Source organism: Lysinibacillus sp. FSL K6-4013, assembly GCF_038630435.1.
In the GTDB taxonomy this organism is placed as follows: domain Bacteria; phylum Bacillota; class Bacilli; order Bacillales_A; family Planococcaceae; genus Lysinibacillus; species Lysinibacillus boronitolerans.
In genome coordinates this window covers 3,760,442-3,776,393 of the sequence record NZ_CP152031.1, presented here as the reverse complement: position 1 = coordinate 3,776,393, position 15,952 = coordinate 3,760,442, and the positions used below count along the sequence as shown (strand labels likewise).

At 38.3% G+C, this 15,952-nt stretch carries 15 protein-coding genes; 8 read left to right on the top strand and 7 right to left on the bottom strand.

Annotated features, from left to right (window positions below; all coding sequences use genetic code 11):
- Window positions 1–259: 259 nt before the first annotated feature.
- The 6 genes from MHB39_RS18695 to MHB39_RS18670 all read left to right on the top strand — a co-directional run bounded on the left by MHB39_RS18695 (window position 260) and on the right by MHB39_RS18670 (window position 6,971).
- On the top strand, window positions 260–1,444 hold the full coding sequence (locus MHB39_RS18695) for a phosphoglycerate kinase (RefSeq protein ID WP_026023505.1): 1,185 nt from the start codon (window positions 260–262) through the stop codon (window positions 1,442–1,444).
- 19 nt (window positions 1,445–1,463) lie between these two features.
- Window positions 1,464–2,225 carry a triose-phosphate isomerase gene (gene tpiA / locus MHB39_RS18690; protein WP_016994762.1) on the top strand — a complete coding sequence of 254 codons (762 nt, stop codon included), beginning with the start codon at window positions 1,464–1,466 and terminating at the stop codon, window positions 2,223–2,225.
- Window positions 2,218–3,759: a 2,3-bisphosphoglycerate-independent phosphoglycerate mutase gene (gene gpmI / locus MHB39_RS18685; protein ID WP_016994761.1), complete on the top strand. Its 1,542-nt coding sequence runs from the start codon at window positions 2,218–2,220 to the stop codon at window positions 3,757–3,759. Before tpiA ends, gpmI begins: the two co-directional genes overlap by 8 nt.
- Before the next feature lie 2 nt (window positions 3,760–3,761).
- Window positions 3,762–5,054: a phosphopyruvate hydratase gene (gene eno / locus MHB39_RS18680; RefSeq protein ID WP_016994760.1), complete on the top strand. Its 1,293-nt coding sequence runs from the start codon at window positions 3,762–3,764 to the stop codon at window positions 5,052–5,054.
- A 585-nt stretch (window positions 5,055–5,639) separates the two neighbouring features.
- Window positions 5,640–6,167: a DUF6241 domain-containing protein gene (locus MHB39_RS18675; protein WP_016994759.1), complete on the top strand. Its 528-nt coding sequence runs from the start codon at window positions 5,640–5,642 to the stop codon at window positions 6,165–6,167.
- A gap of 678 nt (window positions 6,168–6,845) precedes the next feature.
- Entirely contained in the window at window positions 6,846–6,971 is a 126-nt protein-coding gene (locus MHB39_RS18670; RefSeq protein ID WP_274517289.1) for a hypothetical protein, read from the top strand.
- A gap of 43 nt (window positions 6,972–7,014) precedes the next feature.
- Here MHB39_RS18670 and dltD read toward each other — a convergent pair whose 3' ends face one another.
- The 7 genes from dltD to MHB39_RS18635 all read right to left on the bottom strand — a co-directional run bounded on the left by dltD (window position 7,015) and on the right by MHB39_RS18635 (window position 14,576).
- Window positions 7,015–8,190: a D-alanyl-lipoteichoic acid biosynthesis protein DltD gene (dltD, locus tag MHB39_RS18665; protein WP_342544908.1), complete on the bottom strand. Its 1,176-nt coding sequence runs from the start codon at window positions 8,188–8,190 to the stop codon at window positions 7,015–7,017.
- On the bottom strand, window positions 8,187–8,420 hold the full coding sequence (gene dltC / locus MHB39_RS18660; protein ID WP_016994756.1) for a D-alanine--poly(phosphoribitol) ligase subunit 2: 234 nt from the start codon (window positions 8,418–8,420) through the stop codon (window positions 8,187–8,189). The genes dltD and dltC overlap by 4 nt, the downstream gene beginning before the upstream one ends.
- Before the next feature lie 42 nt (window positions 8,421–8,462).
- Entirely contained in the window at window positions 8,463–9,626 is a 1,164-nt protein-coding gene (gene dltB, locus MHB39_RS18655) for a D-alanyl-lipoteichoic acid biosynthesis protein DltB (protein WP_131521148.1), read from the bottom strand.
- Entirely contained in the window at window positions 9,623–11,098 is a 1,476-nt protein-coding gene (dltA, locus tag MHB39_RS18650) for a D-alanine--poly(phosphoribitol) ligase subunit DltA (RefSeq protein WP_342544905.1), read from the bottom strand. The genes dltB and dltA overlap by 4 nt, the downstream gene beginning before the upstream one ends.
- A 17-nt stretch (window positions 11,099–11,115) precedes the next feature.
- Window positions 11,116–11,253 (bottom strand): teichoic acid D-Ala incorporation-associated protein DltX, encoded by a 138-nt coding sequence (locus MHB39_RS18645; protein WP_004228095.1) that lies wholly within the window; start codon window positions 11,251–11,253, stop codon window positions 11,116–11,118.
- A gap of 280 nt (window positions 11,254–11,533) precedes the next feature.
- On the bottom strand, window positions 11,534–13,180 hold the full coding sequence (locus MHB39_RS18640; protein WP_342544903.1) for an alkaline phosphatase: 1,647 nt from the start codon (window positions 13,178–13,180) through the stop codon (window positions 11,534–11,536).
- A gap of 148 nt (window positions 13,181–13,328) precedes the next feature.
- Window positions 13,329–14,576 (bottom strand): DUF5050 domain-containing protein, encoded by a 1,248-nt coding sequence (locus MHB39_RS18635; RefSeq protein ID WP_131521151.1) that lies wholly within the window; start codon window positions 14,574–14,576, stop codon window positions 13,329–13,331.
- Between the two features lie 206 nt (window positions 14,577–14,782).
- On the opposite strand from MHB39_RS18635, the gene secG reads away from it, so the two are divergent.
- Together secG and MHB39_RS18625 are read left to right on the top strand one after the other, a co-directional pair.
- Window positions 14,783–15,010, top strand: a complete 228-nt coding sequence (secG, locus tag MHB39_RS18630; protein WP_004228101.1) for a preprotein translocase subunit SecG — start codon at window positions 14,783–14,785, stop codon at window positions 15,008–15,010.
- Between the two features lie 188 nt (window positions 15,011–15,198).
- Window positions 15,199–15,945, top strand: a complete 747-nt coding sequence (locus MHB39_RS18625; RefSeq protein WP_004228103.1) for a carboxylesterase — start codon at window positions 15,199–15,201, stop codon at window positions 15,943–15,945.
- Window positions 15,946–15,952: the final 7 nt, after the last annotated feature.

Sequence of the window (15,952 nt, the reverse complement as noted above, 5' to 3'; positions counted from 1 at the left end):
GCAAGTTCTAAAAAAATCTGGTCACAATTACGCTGAGACGTAATTGATACATGTTGATTGCAAGACATCGCAGTTAACTTTTGCTACTATAAAAACAAGTATTAGGGTTCATTATCAAAAGTTGGAGAATCATACTTACATGAGATAGTGACGCTGAAAGTACTAAACTGACTTTTCAATTTAGTAAGCATGGTGTAGAGCCAAGATGGGTAAAACACAAGGGTGTAAAACTAAAACAAACTTTGAAGGGAGTTTCTTCATGTTAAATAAGAAAACAATGAAAGATATTGATGTAAAGGGTCAACGCGTTTTTGTACGTGTAGATTTTAATGTGCCAATGGCAGATGGTGCTATTACCGATGAGACGCGTATTCGTGCAGCGATTCCTACAATTGAGTATTTAGTAGAGCAGGGTGCTAAAGTTATTCTAGCTTCTCACTTAGGACGTCCAAAAGGTGAGGTAAAAGAGGATATGCGTTTAACAGCTGTTGGCATTCGCTTAGCGGAATTAATGGGCAAGCCTGTTACGAAGCTTGATGAATCCATTGGGCAAGCAGTGGAAGAAGCCGTTGCAAACATGCAAGATGGAGACATTCTATTGCTTGAAAATGTACGCTTCCATGCTGGTGAAGAGAAAAATGACCCAACATTAGCACAGCAATTTGCTCAGCTAGCCGATATTTATGTTAATGATGCTTTTGGTGCAGCCCATCGAGCGCATGCTTCTACAGAAGGAATCGCTAAGCATATTCCAGCTGTATCTGGATTCTTAATGCAAAAGGAATTAGATGTACTAGGTAAAGCCTTGTCTAACCCTGAGCATCCGTTTACAGCCATTATTGGTGGTGCCAAAGTAAAAGATAAAATTGGTGTTATTGAAAGCCTATTAGAAAAAGTAGATCACTTAATTATCGGTGGTGGTTTATCCTTTACATTTATTAAGGCACAGGGCCACGATATCGGTAAATCATTGCTAGAGGAAGATAAAATCGAGCTAGCAAAGTCCTTTATTGAGAAGGCAAAAGCAAAAGGTGTGCAATTACATATGCCAGTCGATGCTGTTGTGGCAAATGAATTTTCACAGGATGCTGAAACACAAATCGTTGATGTAGATGCTATTCCAGCTGATTGGATGGGTCTAGATATTGGACCTAAAACGGCTGCAAACTATGCAGAAGTTATCAAAAACTCTAAATTAATCATTTGGAATGGACCAATGGGTGTCTTTGAAATGGACAAATTTGCAAACGGCACAAAAACTGTTGCTGATGCAATGGCAACAACAGCAGGCTACACAGTAATTGGTGGTGGCGATTCGGCAGCGGCAGTTGAAAAATTTGAAGTAGCAGATAAAATGGATCACATTTCTACAGGTGGTGGTGCTTCCTTAGAATTAATGGAAGGCAAAGAGCTTCCAGGGATTGTAGCACTAAACGATAAATAAGCTAATCGGAGGCAAAATGATGCGTAAACCAATTATTGCAGGTAACTGGAAAATGTTTAAAACATTTGAAGAGGCTATTCAGTTTGTAGATGCTGTACAAGAAAAACTTCCTTCCAATGACAAAGTAGATGCTGTTATTTGCGCACCAGCTCTTTACCTACCTACACTTGTGCAAGTTGCTAGTGAGTCAGAGCTGGCGATTGGTGCACAAACTATGCACTATGAAAATGAAGGTGCTTTTACTGGTGAAATTAGTCCAGCACAGCTAGCAAGTGTGGATGTTGACTATGTCATTTTAGGACACTCAGAACGTCGCGAATACTACAACGAAACAGATGAAGCGATTAATAAGAAGGTAGCAGCAGCACTTGCACACGCTATCGTGCCTATTATTTGCTGTGGCGAAACACTAGAAGAACGTGAAGCAGGCACAACAGAGCAAAAAGTGGCAGGCCAAATTAAAGCGGCACTTGCTGGGTTTGAAGCACAGCAAGTAGAGCATATGGTCATTGCGTATGAACCGATTTGGGCGATTGGTACTGGTAAAACTGCTACGGCAGACGATGCAAATCAAGTATGCGGAGCGATTCGAGCAGTAGTAGAAGAGCTATATAATGCTGAAACTGCGAATGCTGTGCGCATTCAATATGGTGGCAGTGTCAAGCCTGATAACATTCAGGAGCTTTTATCGAAAGAACATATTGATGGTGCTTTAGTTGGTGGAGCAAGCTTACAACCAGAATCTTATTTAACATTATTGGAGGCGGCAGCAAATGCCTAAAAAGCCAGTAGCATTAATTATTTTAGACGGCTTTGCATTTCGAGATGAAACATTCGGGAATGCAGTAGCACAGGCGCATAAGCCAAATTTTGATCGATATTGGCATCAATTCCCTCATGCGACATTAACAGCTGCGGGAGAAGCCGTTGGATTACCTGAAGGACAGATGGGGAATTCCGAGGTGGGGCACTTAAATATCGGTGCAGGACGTATCGTATATCAAAGCTTAACACGCTTAAATAAATCTATTCGTGATGGAGATTTCTTCACGAATCAAGCCTTTTTAGATGCAGTAGCACATGTTAAAGCTCATCAGTCAAAGCTACATGTTATGGGCTTATTGTCAGACGGTGGTGTCCATAGTCATTATGAGCATATGTTTGCACTATTGAAGCTAGCTAAACAGCAGGGATTAGATGAAGTTTATGTACATGGCTTCTTAGATGGTCGTGATGTTGGTCCAACAACAGCATTAGACTATATTGAAGAAACTGAAAAGCAAATGGCTGAAATAGGCATAGGGCAATTTGCTTCGATTCATGGACGTTACTATGCAATGGATCGTGATAAACGTTGGGATCGTGTCGCACTGACTTATAATGTCCTGGTGGATGGCGTTGGTCAAACAGCAGAAAGTGCTAAAAGTGGTGTAGCAGCATCCTATGAGCGTGAGGTAACAGATGAATTTGTCATCCCATTTAGCATTCAAGAGCATGGCGAGCCAGTAGCAACAATTGGCGATCATGATGCTGTGATTTTCTTTAACTTCCGTCCTGATCGTGCCATTCAGCTGTCAACAGTGTTTACAAATGAAGCATTCGATGGCTTTGCTATATCTACAAATCATCCAAAGAATTTAAAATTTGTGTCCTTCACACACTATAGTGATGAAGTCAACGCACAGGTTGCTTATGAAAATGACAACTTGAAAAATACAATAGGTGAAGTATTAGCGACGAATGGAAAAACACAGTTGCGCATTGCAGAAACTGAAAAATATCCACATGTTACATTCTTTATGAGTGGTGGACGTGAGGAAAAATTCCCAGGTGAAGAACGTATTTTAATTGCTTCTCCAAAGGTGGCGACATACGATTTAAAACCTGAAATGTCTGCCTATGAGGTGACAGATGCTTTACTTGCAGAAATTGAGGCTGAAAAATTTGATGGCATTATTCTTAACTTTGCCAACCCTGATATGGTTGGTCATAGTGGAATGCTGGAGCCAACTATTAAAGCCATTGAAGCAGTAGACGAATGCTTAGGGAAAGTAGTAGATGCACTCCTTGCAAAAGGGGGCGCAGCTATTATTACAGCTGACCATGGCAACTCTGATGAAGTGTTAACTTTAGCAGGTGAGCCAATGACAGCTCATACAACAAACCCTGTTCCAGTAATTGTGACAAAACCAAATATAATGTTAAGAAATGGTGGTATTTTAGCCGATTTAGCACCAACCATGTTAGAATTATTAGAGGTGTCACAGCCTACTGAAATGACAGGACAATCATTAATTGAAAAAGAGGAGAATTAATTATGCCATTTATTACACAAGTTTATGCGCGCGAAGTTTTAGACTCACGTGGGAACCCAACAGTAGAGGTTGAAGTATTTACAGAATCAGGCGCATTTGGTCGCGCAATCGTACCATCAGGTGCATCAACAGGTGAATACGAAGCGGTAGAATTACGTGATGGTGACAAATCTCGTTACCTAGGCAAAGGTGTATTAAAAGCAGTTGAAAATGTAAACACAATTATTGCGGAAGAATTGGAAGGTAACTATTCTGTTCTTGATCAAGTAGTCATCGACAAAGCTTTAATCGAGCTAGATGGCACAGAAAATAAAGGCAAGCTAGGTGCCAACGCAATTCTAGGTGTATCCATGGCAGTTGCACATGCTGCGGCAGATTATTTAGATGTACCTCTTTATCAATATCTTGGTGGGTTCAACTCTAAGCAATTACCAGTACCAATGATGAACATCCTAAATGGCGGTGCTCACGCAGATAACAATGTAGACATTCAGGAATTTATGGTTATGCCTGTTGGTGCAGAATCATTCCGTCATGCATTACGTATTGGCGCTGAGATTTTCCATAGCCTAAAAGCTGTTCTAAAAGCAAAAGGCTACAACACAGCAGTAGGTGATGAAGGTGGTTTCGCACCAAACCTTGGCTCTAACGAAGAAGCGATTACAGTGATCTTAGAAGCGATTGAAAAAGCAGGCTACAAACCAGGTGACGAAGTGAAACTTGCAATGGACGTAGCATCCTCTGAACTATTCAATAAAGAAGACGGCAAATACCACTTAGATGGAGAAGGTGTTGTCAAAACTTCTGAAGAAATGGTGGATTGGTACGAAGAGTTAACAAATAAATACCCAATCATTTCAATTGAAGATGGCTTAGACGAAAACGACTGGGCTGGACACAAGCTATTAACAGACCGTATCGGCAGTCGCGTACAATTAGTAGGTGATGACCTATTTGTAACAAATACGAAAAAGTTATCTGCTGGTATTGAGCAGGGCGTAGGCAATGCCATCCTGATCAAAGTAAACCAAATCGGTACGTTAACTGAAACATTTGAAGCGATCGAAATGGCAAAACGTGCAGGCTACACAGCAGTTATCTCTCACCGTTCTGGTGAATCAGAAGACGCAACAATTGCTGATATCGCTGTTGCAACAAATGCTGGTCAAATTAAAACAGGTGCTCCATCACGTACAGACCGTGTAGCTAAATACAACCAACTTCTTCGTATCGAAGATCAACTTGGTTCAACAGCAGAGTATCTTGGTTTAAATTCCTTCTATAACTTAAAATAGGTATTTGATTGAAGAGAAAATAGGCAATACGGATGTATTGTTTCAACCTCTGATTTATAAGTGTGAGAAACACTTGTAGATTGGAGGTTTTTTCGTGCTTATTAAAGATTTGTTGAAAGAATTTACATTTGCAGATTAAAAATTATTCAATCAGAACAACAGAAATTTATAACTACAATACAACTCACTTCATTCAATATCTGGACGAGTTTCATGAGGTGAATGAAATTGAAAACGTTTCTACAGTTCATGTAAAAGGAGTCGCAAAACACGCCCCCCTTGTAAAAACGTTATGTACCTAGCAAAATGCTAGATACCTCAGCAATGTTTTTTTGAGGTACTCTCCTCTATAGAGAGCACCTGTGACGGATTAACGCATACAAAATTGTATTAGTTGTATTTAATTAAGGACGCAATTTTGCGTTGGTTAACATGCTGAATACAAAGTATATACCATTATCTACGAACAGTTTTCGTACTATAGTCATTGAACACTCTGTTATTATTATCCTAATTACATAATATAAACCAATACATAATTACATAATGATATAATGATATAAATTACAATGAGGAGTTAATAACATGAAGAGAAAAACAAAATCTGCAATTGTTATCATTGCAATATTGATAATTTTTGGAGGGATTTTTGGTTACATTAAATCCACCGAACAAAAGGAAAAACCTGTTACCAAAAAAGAAAGAGCCACTATTGTTGTTGACGGAGTAGCGCTTGAAGATAAAAAAGTTACAAAAGAAGAATTGCTTTATCCTGACAATTTAATGGAAAGCAAAGTAAATGAAACCATCCATAGCATGTCTCACCAAAAAGTGAAAGCTGCTTCTCAATGGGGTCGTGAGCGAATAACACAAGAAAAAGTTGACCGATTGTTAACTGTAGTTAAAATGAACGATTATAAATATAAAGATCTTTACATTTCAATATTAGAAAGATGGTCGAAAGGTGACTTTTCAAACGCCGTTGACGACCATAATAAAATTTGGGAATTGCAAGGTGGCGATGACACAACAAATTCAGGAAGAGCAACTCGTTTATTATCGCCCGAGGAAGAAGAGCAGTATATTGAACAATTTTACACAGATGAAAAATAGGCGAATTTTTAAATTGTATGCAAATTTTTCTGTTTGTTACCATTAATATTTATTACACAAAATCCACCAATTACTAGGATACAAAAACATTATCGGTGGAGGGTTTTATTTATGAACGAAGAATGACCTTTAACAGACAAAGAACTTTATCATTTAAATATCACTTTGAACGCAAAAGCCAATGGATTGAAGAACGTGTACAAAAAGAGTTTGGCGATTCAACTATTTATGCGGTCACAATTTGGACCATGCAATGGGGAACAAGCAAAATCCGAAAGTTCAAGTTTTTGTGTTCACTAATATTCCCGAAGTTATTGTAGACATCATAGAATTGACCATAATCAATTAAGGTGCATGCTCAGGTGCTCCATGACGTACAGACCGTGTAGTAAAATACAACCAACTTCTTCGCATTAAAGAGCAACTTGGTTTACAATCGTTCTACAACCTTAAATAATATAGACAAAAAATACCTCAAAGTATGTACATGCTTTGAGGTATTTTATTAAGAAGTATGTATACCCCAAGCAGTCAAGTATAATAAAGAAAATTAGAGGGGGATAGGGCTATGGGGATCAAGAGGTAAGGAAACTTTCTAGTGAGACAGCTACAGTAACAAAACAAATTGAAACCTCTCTTAAAACGATTACGAGTAATATTCAAGCACTTATGGAAAGCATGGAGCAAATTGAAGTAGCTTCAAATGATCAGGCAGAGCAGGTTCAACAATTTAGTGAAGCCATTGAAAAACTAAATGAGATAAGCGAGCAAATGGCGCTTTACATAAAAGGTCTCTTACGATAATAAGAAAAGACAGTCTACTAATATTAGACTGTCCTGACTATTGTTATGGCTGTGACCAATGCTGATCTAGTTCTTGATCGAGATAGACCCAGCCCTTCCAGGCAATATGAATCGTATCCATAATAAAGTAAGGATCATATTCATGATCTGAAAAATCAACATAGGCAACATTTGCATCCTTTAATACTTGCTCCATTTTATCGTAATACTTTTGACGACGTTCCTCAGGATAGCCATTATAATCATACCAATAGCCATTAACTGGAATGGAGACGAATAGTGGTTTGGCACCTGCATCCTTTAAAACATCGATAACTAGTTGGAAATCCTCATATTCAGGAGAGTTTGTATAATCCTCTTTTTTTCGTATATCTTTAAACTTTGAAAATTTAGCATTTACAAGTCGCTGATAGGCGCGATCTTCAATCATATAGTCGTTGGATACACGCTTCTCCCCATATGCCTCTGCATGCTGCAATTGTTGCTCAAAGCTTTGATTGGCAATCAGCTTGTCATTACTTTTTAATGCATGACCTTTACGTGGGAAAATGGAATAATATAAGTCCTTCTTTTCTAGTAACTCCTTGTGGAAACGCCCCGCGACCATAGCCATACGTCCAGTAATTGGTTTTTCCTTGCCGTTAGACATTTGATATTGATACATGGTCTTTAAGAGGCGATCTCGTTTGACAGTATCAAATTCTAGTAGGCGCTCCATTGCTCTTTTACGAAGGTTGGCATCCATTTCCTGATTAAAGGCTAAATCATAAGCATGTAACATGGAATAATTCGGTGAAAAGTGAAATTCACCCATGCCCTTCTCTGTAAACCACTGCGGGGAGATGATAAAGACCACTTTTTTATCCTTTAAATTCTTTTCTTGTGCTGCAAAATTCAAGAAGTGGGTAATGGACTGCATGCCTCCACGTCCAATCATAAATGTCGAATACGGAGCATCAGTTGCTCGCGTATAATTGTATGGATGGAACGGATCAAAACGGTTTAATTCCGAGGAGCCATAAAGTGGCATGGAATTAGGCTCCTGCAACATTCGCTCCTGTAAATAGGTGCCCTGAAATACAAGTGGAGACATGTTCGTTTTGGCTTGCTCCACATCCTCATTGGATATCCAGGCTTTAATCCAAGCATTAGGAAAAAAGACAAAGCCAGTAAAAAGAGCACATGCAATAAATAAAGAAAGAAAGCCTTTTTTGATCATTGTCTTTCAGCTAATTTCCCTGCAATTCGATTAGGCGTATTCCATTCTTCACGATTGAAATCAGTAATAGGGACAGAAATATTAAAACGATTTTCAATTTCGACTAGTAAATTAATTGTTCCAAACGAATCTAGTAAACCTTCTTCAAATAAATCAATATCTGGGTTTTCTACAATAATTTCATCTTCACATAACTCGACTAGCATTTCTAAAACTTGTTGTTGATCCATTAATAATTCTCCTTTAGTGAACAGGCTCTTACAGCCCTTTGTTTAAAATAATGTGCCAGAAAAAATATAGAAGCCGAAGCATACAGCATGAAACGTAATAATTACGCCAATAGCATGCGTCCATTTATTTTTTGGCCAACGCTTATGCTTTTTATTCCAGCGTTCAAATTTATCAAAGCTGATAATCAATAGGGCATGATAGAGTCCATAGACCACAAAGTGCCATTCCAGACCATGCCAAATACCCATTAAAAAGAATAGTAAAAAGAAGCCTATATACGAAATAGCAAATTTATTTTTTAGCCATTTTTTCTTTGTCATCCAAAGGACAAAGCGCATATAGACATAATCCCTAAACCAGAAGGAAAGGCTCATATGCCAACGATTCCAAAAATCTTTAATATTACGGCTGGCGAAGGGGCGATTAAAGTTAATTGGTGTTTGGATACCCATTAGTCTGCTCACACCAACAGCAAATGCACTATAGCCAGCAAAATCAAAGAATAAGTAAAAGCTATACATATACATATACGCTAGCTGCCCCTGAAAAGGTGTCAAATAGTTATACGTATGGTTAGGCAAATAAATAAGCGTGTAGTTGTAAATTAAATAAGCCAAAATAAACTTATATAAAAAGCCGACAAAAATATAATTAATGCCACTCAATAGCAGCTTTTGGTAATCTCCCGAGGAAGGTACGGTATGAAAATCCTTTGTAAAACGACGCCAACGATCAATAGGTCCCGATGATACGGTAGGAAAGAATAATAAGAAATAGACTAGCTCTACTACAGAAATTTTCTCTTTCATCAAGCCATCACGGGTTTCTAAAATCATTTGTACCGCTTTAAACGTAATGTAGGACACACCAAGGAAGCCAAATACATGATGTAACCCGAGAATTGGCAAAACCTTCACAAGAATCAGGGGTAATATGGATAAAAGCACTGCTATTATAAAAATGGTACCGCTATTTTGCTGAAGTCGGTAACGCTGATAAGCCACAATAAGTACAACCTGAAAGACAGTAAATAATACGAGCGAGATCGTCCCGTTTAATGAATGTCCGAAGATTAATGCTAAGACAATGACCGATACAAAAAGATTATAACGTTTCGAAGATTTGCCTCGTAACCCTAAGAGGATGGTAGGTAATAATAAAAGTCCGATGATCACAAAAAATGCTATATTTCCATAAGGCGTCATACTGTCTCCATAACCGCCAATCCTTTACGATCTACCTTACCATTTGGATTTAGTGGTAAAGCGTCCATATATTTAAATGTTTTCGGTATCATATAGGCAGGTAAGTACGCCGATAAAAGAGCCTTCAATTGCTTTGTTGTTTTAAAAGCAGCGTCTGTTAATGGCTCACGTAAAACAATATGGGCACTAAGAGAAATGATTTCCTTCTCTTTATAAACAGGTACAACAACACAGCTTGAAACAGGTGGCAGGTTACTGATTTGTTTTTCAATCTCTTCAATCTCAAGACGGTAGCCATGTAATTTCACTTGGAAATCCTTACGACCTGAAAAGAACAAATAACCATCCTGCTCATAGCCTATATCACCCGTTTGATAGATGCGATCGCCATTAACGATCGGAAAAGCTTTAGCTGTTAATTTAGGCGCTCCCAAATACCCGGCACTAACGGTTGGCCCTGAAATAATAATTTCTCCATCCTCGGCTACAGATACGTTTGGCTCCGTTATAGGGGCAATCGGTAATTGTTCGAAGCGTGCTACTAGCTCTTTCGACACCTTTACATAGGATACAGCGACGGTTGTTTCCGTAGGACCATATAAATTATAAATTGTTGCCTGTGGAAAACGGAACATCAACTCGTTACATACCGCTATCGGTAAAACCTCTCCGCAAAATAAAAAAGTATCCAACCTAGGCATGAGTTTTTGATCCCATTCTTTGTTCATCAAACACATCTTGGCAAAAGAAGGTGTAGAAGTCCATACACGAGTATTTGACGTCGCTAAAGAATCAAACAAGGCTTTTGGATTAGCAATTTCTTGCTGTGTAATCGCATAAAGTGTGTGTCCACCTACAAGAGCTGGGTAGAGATCCATAACAGATAAATCAAAGGAATAAGGTGCTTGATTTAAAAATACGCCGTCTTGCTGTAAAGGGAAGTGTTCCTGCATCCACCTAACAAAGTGTGTTAGATTACTAGCTGTTATTTGTACCCCTTTTGGTTGACCTGTTGAACCAGAAGTGTAAATAATATAATGGATATCCTTATCTCGAACCCATGTTGCGGATGATAGGATCACGTCCTTTGAGGAGGCATCCAGAATATCATGCACTGCCATAACTGGCAGGTTCAACGGCATCTGTAATAGCTCTGTTGTCAATACTAAACCTGCTCCAGAAGCTTCTGTAATGAGCTGTAATCTTTCGGATGGTGTTGACGAATCAACAGGTACATATGGATGGCCAGCCTTTACAGCTCCGATAAACGCAACAATTTGTAGGGGGGACATATGTCCATAAATGACTATAGGTTGTTGTCTCCGCAACTTAAGCTTCATTAAATAATCGGCAAGACGATCTGATAAATGCCAAAGCTCACTATAAGTTAAGGAGGCATTGTGTGTCTGATAAGCAGTTTTTTGTGGCTGCTGGAGGGCCACACGTTCAATAGCTGCCAAAATACTTAACATATTTTAATCTCCTTTATTTAAAATTCCGTATATATAAATGGTCCAGCGTTCATATCATGGAAGCCATGTATAAGAAACAGCAGTACCAAAACAATCAAATAAAACAGCGTGAAGCCAATGAAGCGTAAATACTCATTATTCTTGATGGATTGCATTTGTCCACCTCCAATGAAAAAAAGTATAGGATTAAACTTTCAAAAAAATAGTAATTTACTAGTTAAAAATCCTTACCTTATGTTTTTAACACTGATTTGACGGAATGTGGAGAAAAATGTTGCTGAATTAAGATGAATTCAGTAAATCATAAGATTAATTTAAGGTAAATTTAAGGTTTTGGGGGGATATGTAGAGTTTACAAATTATTGGCTGGTTTACTTATGTAAAAAAAGCACGAACATAAGGGAATAATCTCAACTTATGTTCGTGCTATTATTTTTATTTCACTTCATTAATAACTTTTTTAGATACATAAAATTCAGAGCCATTGTAGACATTGATTGTATCAAATGTATGAGTCTTTGCCGTGTTTGAGGAAGTTTGTTCATACGTCATCGTGTTTTTGTTGACTGGAATTTTCACTGTGATATCTGCTTTTTGTGCAATAAATGTTGGGTTTTCTTTATCCGATAAGTCAATTTTTGTTGTAAATCCTTTTTCCGTAAATGCCTTCGTTGCAGGCACATATAAATCATTTGTTAATGTGTTTAAGTCAAAGCCCATAAAGCGTGCCATTGTATGGGCTAAATCAGTGTTTTCTACTAATCCTGTCAATTTAGAAGGACCAAATGAATATAAGAATACATCTTCCCCCGTATGACCACCTGTTGTATAACCAATGTTTGCACGATTGGCTAGCATTTTTACCATTTCATTGCCTAAGTCTTTAGCAGACTGTAATGTTTTAAGCTCGTCCTCCGTTAATGAATCTAAGCCATAAAGAGCAGCGACCTCAACTAAATTAGAGCGATCTTCTTTTAGTTGGCTTAAAGCTCCTTCAATGGTCATTGTAGCTTTTTTTAACGGGTCGATGTAGGCAGAAACTGGAATGCTGGAATAGGTACTAGTTGTGTTAGCGTTCCCCATCGTAATGCCACTATTTCCATGATCAGTTACTGCGATGACTAAAGTATTACCATCTTCCTTCGCAAAATCAACCGCTTCTTTCACTGCATCATCGAATGATAAAATATCGCTAATGATACCAATAGTATCGTTGGCATGTGCAGCCCAGTCAACCTTACTACCTTCTACAAAGAGGAAGAAGCCATCCTCATCCTTTTTCAGCGTATTGATTGCTTTATTCGTCATTTCAGCAAGTGTAGGCTCAGATGCTCTTGTTTTGGTACGATCTAAATCATAAGCAAGTGCACTTGGGGCAAAGCTTCCCCAAATTTTTGAGGATTGACTATTAAATAGCTCATCGCGCGTTTTAACGAGATCATAATTTTTTTCATTCAAAACCTTGATTAAATCCTCGCCATCTTGACGAGCATTTTTCGATGTGCCTGGTGATAGTGATTCCAGACCACCGCCTAAGACAACATCAATATTTTGATAAACCTGCTGCTCTGCTATATCCCCATATTGACTTCTATTGTTGACATGGGCAGAAAAACCAGCAGGTGTAGCATGTTGAATTTCGGAAGTAGAAATTAATCCAGTGGCCATACCTTGCTGCTTAGCTCCTTCTAGCACATTGGCTACAGGTCGGAAGGCATCTTCCTTAGCGATTTGGGCTAATCCAGGGGAGTTGATCACAGAGGGCAGCACACCTATATATTTATCGTTCGATTTATGCCCAGTTGCTAATGCTGTCGCAGCTGGTGCAGAATCAGTAATGGCAGATTCAGCAGAATATGTGCGCATAGCACCCGATAAAATTTCATCCATTGCTAGGCTTTCACCTTTATACCAGCGAGAAAGAGTGACAGCATTATTACTGCTACCATCCATCACAAGCATAATGACATTCGTCGGTTTCTTTACTTCGGCTGCATGTACCTCTTGCTGTGGGATACTAACTGCGGATAAAGTCACTGCACTTGCTAAGAACAATGAAGTCCATTTTTTTGCGTATTTCATGATTTTCCTCCTTTAGGTGAATTCAATTGTAAGTGTAAAGGAATGGTGTAAAGCTAGCGTTAAAGGTTTGTTAATGGAATATGGTAATTATGTAAATATTGGGGAAGGAAAGAATCTGTGTAAAAGTCACACAGATTCTTTTGGGGCATTACAAATTTTCCTGATGTTGTGCGCCATCAATTGTTTCATAATATAAAATGTCTTCTTCAATGTACAAGTTGAGGACTTCATCTTCAAGCAAGACTTCTTCCGAACCGTCCTGGACATTTATTTTTGTTAAATAACCAGCATTGTCATAGTCACTGCAATAAATGGAATCATCATAAGTAGCTAAATAATAGCATGCCGTTTCTGTAATTTGATTGTTTTCATTTGTGTCTAAATTATAAGAATAGACCATATTATCATTGATACTATTATAATAAATCACATCGTCCACAGTATTGGCATACCACATATCATGCATAAAATCATAATTGTTATTTGTAGCAGTAAAATAATTTTCATTTACCCATAAATGATCTTGTCTTAGTTTTTCATCACTGACTAAAAAGTATTCATAGGAAATCGCATAAGGCTCCGCTGAATCCACGTCATTCCACGTTGTATCAAGATGATACCAATTGCCATCGATACTGACTAAATTCCAAGCATGCAGCTGATCCTCACTATAGCCATATACGTATTTCGCTTCTACATCTGAAGCTAATAGTAGGCGATAAGCTAGTAGAGCATAGGCTTGACATACCGCAGTTTCCTCGTCTATCAGCTCAAAAACCGTCTGTCCCTCAGTAGAGCCTTGTTCTGTATAAGTGGCTAACTGTACGACCGTATCATTAATGATTTTAGCACGTTCAAAATCTGTCATATCTGTCGTAATATACTGGTCAGCAAAAGCCTCTACATATTGATCGACCTTTTGCTCCTTTTTGGCATCTGTTAAGTAATCAATCGACAACTCTACCAAATAGCCATTATCTATTTCCCAAGCCGTCCATTCATAAGTAAGAAAATAACCAGCTGTATAGGGATCGACGAAGGAAAGCAGGCTATTTAAGTCATTCAGCTGCACCTCAAAATCTTCGAAGTTTAGCTTCCCAGTATAAGGGACTTCAAAGTGCTGTTCAAACTTTGCTACTTGTTTTTCAACTTTTTTAGTGAATTGTAGTAAGGCAGGATCATCCTTAAATAATGAGGTTGAGAAAAGATCATTAGGTGAAAAAGAGGCAGATAGCGCTTTACTTTCTGGTTTCTTCATATCATTCTCTGTATCTTCTGCTAAGGTTGTAGTTGTTACATCCTCTTCCTCAAGAAGTAGGTCAATGGCCTTTGAGCATGCCGTAAGAAAGGGAATCATGCAGCATAGTACTAGCAGCGCTGTTATTTTTTTATTCATTTTCCCACCCTCCAAAAAAAGTTCATTTTTGCCATTATAATTTAATTTATTGGGAGTGACATCCACAAATAGTAGCATAAGTCGACAAGGGTGGAAGTATGAGGCGGAGAATTTCCAGCAAAACATAAAGCGAAGTTTGTCATCACAACCTTTTTTTGTTATAATGTAGTCTGTTGTGATGTTTCAAAGTTCGGGAGGTGCAGTGAATGCATACAGTAGTATTAGTTTCATTAGTTATCGTATCATTGGCGTTAATCGTTGTGGTATTACTTCAATCTAGTAAAAGTGCAGGCTTATCAGGTGCCATCTCGGGTGGAGCTGAGCAACTATTTGGAAAGCAAAAAGCACGTGGTATGGATTTAATCCTTCACCGTGCAACAATTGTGTTAGCTATAGTGTTCTTTTTATTAGCAATCGCTATTACAAAAATCTAATAGTTGAAGATATATCGCCTAACCGAATTGGTTGGGCGTTTTCTTTTATCATAGTTAAATGGTAATTTCTCTCTCAGTAGTAAAAAATGAATTGTAACACAATAACCAATGTCATCTGCTAGGCATCATCGAGATGACGAGAATGGGTATAGTATGTATAAGTGTTTTAGAATGAAGGAGTGCTTACAGTGAACAAATCATTATCACAGCCATTTTTCTTTCAGGCAGGACCTCGTGCTGTTTTATTATTACACGGCTTCACAGGGAGCTCTGCAGACGTACGAATGCTTGGTAGATTTTTAGAGAAAAAAGGGTATACTACATTAGCACCTCACTATAAAGGTCACGGTGTGGAACCAGAAGAACTAATCACAACAGGTCCAGCAGACTGGTGGCAGGATGTTATTGCCGCCTACAAACAGTTACAGGATGCTGGCTATCAGGAAATAGCCGTTGCTGGCCTTTCATTAGGCGGTGTTATGGCATTAAACGTTGCATTAAATAATCCTGTTAAAGGAATTGTGACAATGTGTGCCCCTATGACAATGCGTACAACCGACGTTATGTTTGAGGGTGTCTTGAAATATGCAAGGGACTATAAAAAGTTCCAAGGGAAACAGGAAGAGCAAATTGAAGCTGAAGTTGCAAGCATTGCTGACAAAGGCATGCCATCTCTACAGCAGCTACGAGAATTTATAGCTCGCACTCGTCAAGAAATTGACATGATTTACGCGCCTATTTTCGTCGTACAAGCTACAAATGATGAAGTAATAGAGACAGAATCTGCCAACATTATATATAATCAAACTGAGTCACTTGAAAAGCACATCAAGTGGTATGAAAACTCAAAACATGTTATTACATTAGATCAAGAAAAAGATCAATTACATGAGGACATTTATCGCTTTTTAGAAAGCCTAAATTGGGCACAATAATTATAAA

Bases quoted from the DNA above. Each gene is read 5' to 3' on its own strand.
- MHB39_RS18695 (WP_026023505.1), top strand. From the start codon at position 260: ATGTTAAATAAGAAAACAATGAAAGATATTGATGTAAAGGGTCAACGC.
- tpiA (WP_016994762.1), top strand. From the start codon at position 1,464: ATGCGTAAACCAATTATTGCAGGTAACTGGAAAATGTTTAAAACATTT.
- gpmI (WP_016994761.1), top strand. From the start codon at position 2,218: ATGCCTAAAAAGCCAGTAGCATTAATTATTTTAGACGGCTTTGCATTT.
- eno (WP_016994760.1), top strand. From the start codon at position 3,762: ATGCCATTTATTACACAAGTTTATGCGCGCGAAGTTTTAGACTCACGT.
- MHB39_RS18675 (WP_016994759.1), top strand. From the start codon at position 5,640: ATGAAGAGAAAAACAAAATCTGCAATTGTTATCATTGCAATATTGATA.
- MHB39_RS18670 (WP_274517289.1), top strand. From the start codon at position 6,846: ATGGAGCAAATTGAAGTAGCTTCAAATGATCAGGCAGAGCAGGTTCAA.
- dltD (WP_342544908.1), bottom strand. From the start codon at position 8,190: ATGATCAAAAAAGGCTTTCTTTCTTTATTTATTGCATGTGCTCTTTTT.
- dltC (WP_016994756.1), bottom strand. From the start codon at position 8,420: ATGGATCAACAACAAGTTTTAGAAATGCTAGTCGAGTTATGTGAAGAT.
- dltB (WP_131521148.1), bottom strand. From the start codon at position 9,626: ATGACGCCTTATGGAAATATAGCATTTTTTGTGATCATCGGACTTTTA.
- dltA (WP_342544905.1), bottom strand. From the start codon at position 11,098: ATGTTAAGTATTTTGGCAGCTATTGAACGTGTGGCCCTCCAGCAGCCA.
- MHB39_RS18645 (WP_004228095.1), bottom strand. From the start codon at position 11,253: ATGCAATCCATCAAGAATAATGAGTATTTACGCTTCATTGGCTTCACG.
- MHB39_RS18640 (WP_342544903.1), bottom strand. From the start codon at position 13,180: ATGAAATACGCAAAAAAATGGACTTCATTGTTCTTAGCAAGTGCAGTG.
- MHB39_RS18635 (WP_131521151.1), bottom strand. From the start codon at position 14,576: ATGAATAAAAAAATAACAGCGCTGCTAGTACTATGCTGCATGATTCCC.
- secG (WP_004228101.1), top strand. From the start codon at position 14,783: ATGCATACAGTAGTATTAGTTTCATTAGTTATCGTATCATTGGCGTTA.